This is a genomic window from Thermoanaerobacter sp. A7A, from assembly GCF_000445185.1.
In the GTDB taxonomy this organism is placed as follows: domain Bacteria; phylum Bacillota; class Thermoanaerobacteria; order Thermoanaerobacterales; family Thermoanaerobacteraceae; genus Thermoanaerobacter.
The window spans coordinates 20,235-28,537 of record NZ_AVAF01000116.1 but is presented as its reverse complement, the minus strand read 5'-3'; the positions used below and the strand labels follow the sequence as shown (position 1 = coordinate 28,537).

Annotated in this window: 8 protein-coding genes and 1 other RNA gene; all 9 read right to left on the bottom strand. The window is 33.1% G+C overall.

Annotated elements, in window-relative coordinates; genetic code table 11:
• Window positions 1-682, bottom strand: a 682-nt coding sequence (gene queG / locus M663_RS0108595; protein ID WP_029688628.1) for a tRNA epoxyqueuosine(34) reductase QueG, incomplete at its 3' end; no start/stop codon positions are given.
• Window positions 682-3,042: an ATP-binding protein gene (locus M663_RS0108590; RefSeq protein ID WP_029688627.1), complete on the bottom strand. Its 2,361-nt coding sequence runs from the start codon at window positions 3,040-3,042 to the stop codon at window positions 682-684. The genes M663_RS0108590 and queG, both read right to left, overlap by 1 nt.
• A 106-nt stretch (window positions 3,043-3,148) precedes the next feature.
• Complete coding sequence (locus M663_RS0108585) at window positions 3,149-3,376, bottom strand: alpha/beta-type small acid-soluble spore protein (protein WP_029688626.1); 228 nt, start codon at window positions 3,374-3,376, stop codon at window positions 3,149-3,151.
• An 82-nt stretch (window positions 3,377-3,458) separates the two neighbouring features.
• Complete coding sequence (locus tag M663_RS0108580) at window positions 3,459-3,647, bottom strand: ferredoxin (protein ID WP_009052854.1); 189 nt, start codon at window positions 3,645-3,647, stop codon at window positions 3,459-3,461.
• 122 nt (window positions 3,648-3,769) lie between these two features.
• Window positions 3,770-4,426, bottom strand: coding sequence for an iron-dependent repressor (locus M663_RS0108575; protein WP_003870211.1), 657 nt, complete (start codon window positions 4,424-4,426; stop codon window positions 3,770-3,772).
• A gap of 56 nt (window positions 4,427-4,482) precedes the next feature.
• Window positions 4,483-5,823 (bottom strand): radical SAM protein, encoded by a 1,341-nt coding sequence (locus M663_RS0108570; protein WP_029688625.1) that lies wholly within the window; start codon window positions 5,821-5,823, stop codon window positions 4,483-4,485.
• Between the two features lie 143 nt (window positions 5,824-5,966).
• On the bottom strand, window positions 5,967-6,122 hold the full coding sequence (locus M663_RS0108565) for a PDC sensor domain-containing protein (protein ID WP_009052857.1): 156 nt from the start codon (window positions 6,120-6,122) through the stop codon (window positions 5,967-5,969).
• Between the two features lie 228 nt (window positions 6,123-6,350).
• Window positions 6,351-7,997 (bottom strand): nucleoside kinase, encoded by a 1,647-nt coding sequence (locus tag M663_RS0108555; RefSeq protein ID WP_029688624.1) that lies wholly within the window; start codon window positions 7,995-7,997, stop codon window positions 6,351-6,353.
• Between the two features lie 75 nt (window positions 7,998-8,072).
• A non-coding RNA gene (gene ssrS / locus M663_RS15435) (6S RNA) lies at window positions 8,073-8,250 on the bottom strand.
• Window positions 8,251-8,303 lie beyond the last annotated feature (53 nt).

Here is an 8,303-nt window from a genome sequence, read left to right as displayed (position 1 = left end):
TCTTAGACATTTTTTCTTCTATTTTGCCTTTTTTGACTGTGATATAAGACAAACATTTATGAGCATTTATTATATAAGGTTCAACTATAGCATTTGTAGGACAAGCTTTTATACACAAATTACAATCCCCACATTTAGTTTTTTGCGGTACATCTGGTTCAAAATATTTGTTGATGAGTATTTCCCCTAAAAAAATATAAGAACCGTATTCATCATTAATTATAAGCCCATTTTTCCCAAACCACCCTATCCCTGCATGAAAAGCAATTTCTCTTTCTAAAATCGGATTATTGTCCACTAAACATACTGTTTTTACTTCTTGGCATTTTGATTTTATAAATTCAGAAAGTTTTTCCATCTTCTCTTTTAAAACTTTATGATAATCTACTCCCCAGCTGCTTCTTGAAATTATACCATAGCTTCTACTATAATATTTAATCTCATGTTCCACATTATATGATAAAGCTATGGCTATAATAGATTTCACTTCAGGCAAAATAAATTCAGGAGAGATTCTTTTTTGAATATCTCTCTCCTCAATAGAACAACTATAGCCTAAATTTTCTCTTTCTTTTAGAAAATTGTTATATTCTTTCAAACAATCAGGACTTGCAAAACCTACTAAGTCAATGCCAATTTGTTGTGCAAATTTTTTTATCTCTTCCTTAGTTATACAATCCACTATTTATCCCCTTTATCTTCTTTTTTATTAGACAATAATCCATAATAATATTTAAGCTTTCTATAAACTTTATCGTAAATTTCTTCAAAGCTTTTTCCTGTCAAAATTTCTATCCCTTCTTCAATTGTTTTTACACTGTAGATGTGGAAAAGCCCTTCTTTAACTGCTTCTATAACTTCTTCTGTTAAAACCAAATTATTGACATTTTGATGAGGAATTATTACTCCTTGCTCCCCTGTCAAACCTTTTTCTTTACAGACCTTGTAAAATCCCTCTATTTTATGGGTCACTCCTCCCACCGGTTGTACCTCCCCAAATTGATTGACTGACCCTGTTACGGCAATTCCCTGTTTTATAGGAATTTCTGCAAGGCTGGAAAGGAGTGCATACAGCTCTGTACTGGAAGCACTATCTCCCTCTACTCCTTCATAAGACTGCTCAAAAACAACTCTAGCAGAAAGAGTCAAAGGAAAATCTTTTGCAAATTTACTCCCTAAATAACCTGTCAATATCATAACTCCCTTGTCGTGTATTCTACCACTCATTTTTGATTCTCTTTCAATGTTTACTACCCCTTCTTCCCCTGGGTATGTGGTGACAGTTATCCTTGAAGGCTTACCAAATTCATAATCCCCTAAATTTATAACAGCTAATCCATTGACAACTCCTACTCTCTCTCCCTCAACATCAACAAGATATATGTCCCTTTTGAAATATTCTAAAACTTTTTCTTCTAGCTTATTTACCCTCTTTATTTTTTCTTCTATAGCCTTTTTAACATGGACTCCTGTAACTACTTGACTTCCTTCCAAACCTGCCCAGGCATCTGCCTCATACAATACTTCCACAATTTCGTTAAAGCGGGTAGTTAATTTGTCCTGGTCCTCAGAAAGTCTAGTACTATACTCTATAACTTTTGCAACACCTTCCCTGTCAAAGGGCTTTAAATTGTTTTCTACACAGTGGGTCTTTATAAAAGAAGCCATATTTTTCATATTTTCTTCATTTAGCTCCATTTCTTCGTTAAAATCTACTTTTATTTTAAAAAGTTTGCTAAAGTCCTCATCATAATTGTAAAGCAAATAGTAAAGATAAGGGGTACCTATTAAAATCACCTTTACATCCAACTTTATAGGCTCTGGTTTTAAAGAAGAAATTGACAAAAATCCATATTGAGAAGATATATTTTCAATTATAATTTTTTCCGTCTTTAAAGACCTTTTTAAAGCATCCCAAGCATAAGCATAAGATAACAGATCTTTTGCTTGCAAAATTAAATAACCGCCATTTGCTCTATGTAATGCTCCAGCTTTTATTTTAGTAAAGTCCGTTGTAGCAACTCCAAAGTCACTTTCGTATTCTATACTTCCTATTATGTTATTATAGTTAGGATTATACTCAAACACAACTGGAGCACCGTCAGTATTGCTATTGTCTACAAGCAAATTAACCATGTACTTTTTTAAAAAGGCTTTTTCTTTCCTCATCAAAAGAGGAAATGGCATATCTTCTCCATCAGTACTCTTAAAGCTTTCAATATTTTCTAAAATGTCCTTTTTGACACTTTCTAAGTACTTAAGCACATTTTCATTGACTTTATATCTTCCCTTCAAATCCTCAATTAAATGACCTACAGCAAAGAGACCTATATTATTGTCCAAATTTTTAATTTCATCCCTCGCTTGTTTGTCAATAGATTGTATTTCCTTCCATATCTGCATGGCCTTTACTTCAAATTCTGCAGCTCTTTTTTCAATTTCTTTTCTTGTTTCTTCATCCAATTGCTGAAACTCTTCTTGACTTATTTGCCTTCCTTCAATAACAGGAATGCTTATAATGCCTGTGCGAGTATCTCTTAAGACAAATCCAAAACTTTTCGCAAGAGTGTTCAATTCTTCTACTAATTGATTTTTCTTTTCTTGATATTTTTTTATTATTTCACTCTTTTGCAGATCGTAAGAATCCGACTCAAAGGCTTTGGGTATCTCTCTCTGTAACTGTTCTACAAAATCTTCCATATCTTTTTTAAATTGCTTGCCCATTCCAGCTGGTAATTCTATCGCTATTGGTTGAGCAGGTTTTTCAAAATTATATACATAAACCCAGTCTTTTGGCCTTTCTTCCCTTTTTGCAATCTCCTTTATGTAACTAGAAGCAAAACTAGTTTTACCAGTTCCTGTTATTCCAGTTATAAATATGTTGTAGCCTTTTTGCTTTATTTTAATTCCAAATTCCATTGCTTCTTTGGCTCTATTTTGACCGATTATTCCTTCTAACGGTGGAATTTCTTCTGTAGTCTCAAATTCGAAAATATCTGGATCAATGTACCTTTTTAATTTGTCAAAAGTTAATTTTTCCATAACAACACCACCCATCCTTTTTAATAATAATTATTCGCCAACAAATCAATTTTTCCTCTTTTTACACAAAGAATAAATTTTGGCTGAAGGATAGTCCTCCAGCCAATTAATCTTCTTCATCAATTTTACCGTCTCTTTCATCCATCTCTTTTTCTGCAAATTTTATCATTTTCTTTACCATGTTTCCTCCTATTTTACCCACTTCCCTTGTAGTCATGTTTTCCCATCCGCGTTTTTCAATATCGTCATCTAAATTAAGCTCTTCAGCAACTTCTTGCTTCAAAGAATCCAACCCATCCTCAGCTTTAGGGTATAACTTTTTTCTTTTCCCCATAAAAACCCTCCATACTTCGTTTTATCAATATTTTCCCCTAAAGCTTCTTTAAAAATGTATGGAATAACCCGGTAAAACCGGGTTATTCTTCTTTTATTGCCTCTGTTGGGCAAGAACTCATAGCATCTTGCACACAATCTTCTAAATCTGCTGGAACTTCATCTACGATTACATGGGACTTTCCTTCATCATTCCAGTCAAAAACATCTGGACACATGTCTATGCAAACCCCACAAGCTATGCATTCGTCTTGGTCAACATAAACTTTCATACCATTACCTCCTAATCTTTTTATGTAAAATTTTACACATACATTATATCATTAACCTTCCATTGCTTCAATAGTTTTTAACTTTCTCTTTGAAAATATGCAAAAAAATAAGGCATATAGCCTTATACAATTGCAAGGAGTTCTCTCAAAAAGTTATTGAGTAAATTGACATCTTGCGAATTCAGTTTATTTAAATTGATATAAAATTTTTGAATGTTTTCAGCCAATTTTTTGTCTATATCGCTCTTTACTTTAGTGTACAACAAAACACCTAATACTGCTCCTACAAATAAAACTAAAGAAGAAGTAGGATTAACAGAGGCCAGTAAATTTTCTATACTCTCCATGGAAAGACCTCCCGCCATCCTAAGTTTTAGTAAAAATGCAGTAATAGCATATGCACAAAATTCTATAGGCTTAGTAGCCTGAAACATCTCATTTAATATTTCCTCAAGAGAATTAGGCTTACTATTTTTTACTTTTTTAATCAAAGTATCTCTTAGGGAATTCCATTCATCTTTATTCGCTTTTTTAAATATTTCATAAGCTTTTTCTGTTGGTAGAAATCTTAAAGTAGATCTTCCTTGGCTTTTTTCCTCCCCAAGGTAATACTCGGTCTTAACAAAATCACCTTTCTCTAATTCCTTTAAAATATCATAAGCTGTCCATTTGCTAATTTTCATTGCCTGCGCCACATCTGTATAGTGAACGGGCTCACCTTTTGAATCATAAAGTTCAGTCAGTGTTTTTAAAAATTCCACCCTCCTATTTGTCAGCATTTCAACACCCCATTAAGTAATACTATCTAAATTTATAGGGGATTTTAGTATTTATGTCAAGCCTCTTTTTTCATTTCCATTTTTTTCTCCCAAATTTCGTTGGCTACTTTACCCCAATTATCAGCAACCACTCTTAAATCATCGTAGAGGTTTTTGATGTGAGAGGCTTCACTAGCTTCTGTGTGTTTAGCTCCTGACTCTTCTACTATTTCTAAAAGTTTTTCTGGGTTATCAATCAGTGGGCAAGGCCTTAAGTGATTTTGATTAAAAGGCTGTCTCTTTCTATAAGCTTTCATAATAGGAGACTGCAGCGCTTCTTTCAAACTCACTTCATTTATATTTACATTGGAATAATGGATGAAAGCACAAGGTTCAACTTCTCCCGCTGCATTTATGTGCAAATATCTTCTGCCTCCTGCAATACATCCTCCACTGTATTCGCCATCATTCCAGAAATCAATTGCAAAAAGTTCCTTTCTAGCCCTTATATAATTTATCCTCTCGTACATGTATTTTCTTTGCTCAGGTGTTACCATAAAACTTATATCAGGGTCTCTACCTATAGGAATATAAGTAAAATACCAAGCAAAAGCTGCTCCTTTATCTATCATCATATCTACAAATTCATCACTAGAAATTTCCTCCACATTTGTTCTCGTATATGTAGCTGAATAGCCAAACAATACTCCATTTTCTCTCATCAAATCCATTGCTCTCATAATTTTATCAAAAGTACCTTCTCCTCGTATTGCATCGTTACTTTCTTTGAAACCATTAATACTTACTGCAAAAGTAATATTGCCTACTCTTTTAACTTCTTTTATCATATCTTCGTCGATTAAAGTACCATTGGTAAACAAGTGGAATACTTGATTTTTATGTCTTTCAGCAAGCTTTATAATATCTTTCATTCTGACAGTAGGCTCTCCGCCAGACAAAACTATAAAATATATGCCCAGCTCTTCTGCTTCTGTACATACTCTATCCATCACTTCAAAAGAAAGATTGTGAGGTTTGTACTGTCCTGCCCAGCATCCTACACATCTTAAATTGCAAGCCTCTGTTGGATCCATCAAAATTGCCCACGGAATGTTAATATCTAATTTATTTTCTAATTCTTTTTGTTTTGGAATTCCTTTCAAGCTAGCATTTATAAAGAAATTAACACCTAAAGTTTTTATAATGTTTTTGTCAATATTTTTAAGAAGTTTCATTGCAAATCTGTACCAATTGCTGTCTTTGTCATCTAAAAATCTCTTCACACTTTCTATTTGCTGTTTATGATTGGGCATTATTGCAATTTTTGACAGAAGATTAGCTATTTTGTCTAAATTTTTCTCTGGGTCTTTTTCTACATAGTTAATAACAGCACTGATAAGCGGGTCAATCACATTCATCATAACTCCTCCTCTACTTTATTTTTTATCCCAAAATATCAAACTGACCCAAAAAACCAAAATTCCATTTCAGTGATATTATACCACTTCAAAAACAACATTTCAAGTAATATTTATTATATTTTATGCTTACAAGTACTATTTTATTTATCTAATTGCACATCTCCTCCAAAAACTCCTATTATTTTCTTCTCTGAATTGTAAACAGGAATTGCAATTGTGGTACAAATTTCGTTTGTCGCTAAAGAAATGTAAGGATCTGTTACTGTTATTTCTCCTTCAATAACCCGTAAAAGCAACTAAAATACTGTTTACACCAGCTAAAATACCTCCGTACATCAAAAGCCTAAATTTGATACTTTTAAGCATAAAATTCCCCCCTCTTTAAGTTGCATTAATTACAACATTGCCATTTGCAAAAAAATGTAAAGCCTTTTTTTATTATTTCTACAAAACTTTAAATATTCCTTCTTTTTTTTGCAAAAATTCTACAAAATAAAGTAGGAATCCATTGAGGATTCCTAAACTTAAACATCAAGGCAACTGCCGCCTATAAATTCTCTTATGATAGAATTGGGAGGTATTGCTAATTCATCTTCTAATGGAAGGAAATAACTCAAAAACTCTAATATTTCTTTAGCGATAGAATAAGCAGGATTGTCTTGGGAAACTTTCTTAAGTAACGGCTCTGCGTATTTTTTTAATACAGGTAACTCATAAGGTAAAAAAGAATTAAACATGACATCCGCCTGTTCTTGATAAGGGAAAATCCATTTTTCTTCTCCTCTTCTGACCATAGGCCACATGTTTATAGTCTCTGCCGCATCGCTAGAACGGAATTGGCTATCTCTCACTATACGTCGTATCAACCTCGTTTGAGTGGTAGGTATTCTATTGTGTTCATCAAGATTTAACTGAGTAATAGCACTTACATATATTTTGTATTTATTATCTTTAGGTATTTGTAACGTCAATTTTTCGTTTAATCCATGTATGCCTTCCATCAAAATAATTTGGTTTTTATCAAGTTTTACTTTTTTTCCTTCTGGCTCTCTTTCCCCTGTTTTAAAGTTAAAAATAGGAATTTCTACTTCTTCACCTTGTATAAGTTTTATTAAATGCTCATTGAAAAGTGGCAAATCTAAGGCATCAATTGATTCAAAGTCGTAATTTCCAAATTCATCTTTGGGAGTAAGTTCTCGCGGCACAAAATAATTGTCTAATGATATCGGAAAAGGCCTTAGTCCATTTACTCTCAACTGCACACTAAGTCTATGAATAAAAGAAGTTTTACCTGAAGAAGAAGAAGGACCTGCAATTAAAACTACTTTTATCATTTTGTTTGAAGCTATATAATCTGCAATTTTGGATATTTTCTTCTCATGAAATGCTTCTGAAACCAATATTAAATCTCTACCTTTTCCCAGCTTTATCATGTCGTTCAAAGAAGAAACATAACTTATGTTTAAAATGCTTGCCCAGTCCTCTGCCTCTTTAAAAATTGAAGCAAGTTTAGGAACATCGACAAATACAGGCAATGAACGGGGATTATATACATCTGGAGCAATTAAAATAACACCCGGGAAATAAAATCGTATATCAAATACTTTTAGATAGCCTGTAGAAGGTACACAAGGGCTGTAGAAAAAATCTACTGTACCATCACAATAATAAACAGGAACCTTCTCTTTGTCAGTATCTTTAAACAATTTTACTTTCTCAGTCAATCCTTCTTTTTCAAATAGCTTTATTGCCTCTTCTTTAGGTAACATTTTTCTTTCTATTTTGAAGTCTTTTTTTATTATTTCTTCCATCCGCTTTTTAATCATAGAGACAATTTTATTGTTTAAAGAGTAACCATGTATTTCGCAGTATAAACCCTTACCTAGTGAGTGTTCTATAGTTACAGTAGCACCGGGAAGTAGCTCTTTTACAGCTTTAATAAAAACAAAAGTTAAACTCCTTCTGTAAATCCTCGTACCTTCCTCAATCGTTGTATCTACAAATTCCACTGTGCTATCCTTTGAAACTGTGCAGTTTAAATCTTTTAGCTCATTATCCACTTTTGCAGCTACTATTATCCCATTGTAAACATGCTCAAAATCTTTGGCAATATCCTCTAATTTTGTCCCTTCTGGGTATTCATAGATATTACCTTCAATGGCAATTTTCATAAAAATCACCTCAACACGATTATACACTATCGTAGCAAAAAATTAAAAGCCCTTCCTTCCAGAAGGACTTTTAATTTTTGTCCCACGAAGCCGTAAGGCTATGTTTTCATACCCGCTCTCGCAGGTGGGTACCCTGTCATCAGCTTCTGAAGTCCTGTCTTAGCAGGCATTTCTTCCACTGATGAACCCGGATTCCCGAAAAAGGTGCGTTGGTTGAAAACAAATTAGCCTAATACAAACTTCACAGGATTCATTTGGTTTTTCGTTTACAATTATAGTTTACGACAAATCTTACTAAATTGCAAG

What these genes read in the sequence shown, in the direction of transcription:
- M663_RS0108590 (WP_029688627.1), bottom strand. Translation starts at nt 3,042, where the DNA reads ATGGAAAAATTAACTTTTGACAAATTAAAAAGGTACATTGATCCAGAT.
- M663_RS0108585 (WP_029688626.1), bottom strand. Translation starts at nt 3,376, where the DNA reads ATGGGGAAAAGAAAAAAGTTATACCCTAAAGCTGAGGATGGGTTGGAT.
- M663_RS0108580 (WP_009052854.1), bottom strand. Translation starts at nt 3,647, where the DNA reads ATGAAAGTTTATGTTGACCAAGACGAATGCATAGCTTGTGGGGTTTGC.
- M663_RS0108575 (WP_003870211.1), bottom strand. Translation starts at nt 4,426, where the DNA reads ATGCTGACAAATAGGAGGGTGGAATTTTTAAAAACACTGACTGAACTT.
- M663_RS0108570 (WP_029688625.1), bottom strand. Translation starts at nt 5,823, where the DNA reads ATGAATGTGATTGACCCGCTTATCAGTGCTGTTATTAACTATGTAGAA.
- M663_RS0108555 (WP_029688624.1), bottom strand. Translation starts at nt 7,997, where the DNA reads ATGAAAATTGCCATTGAAGGTAATATCTATGAATACCCAGAAGGGACA.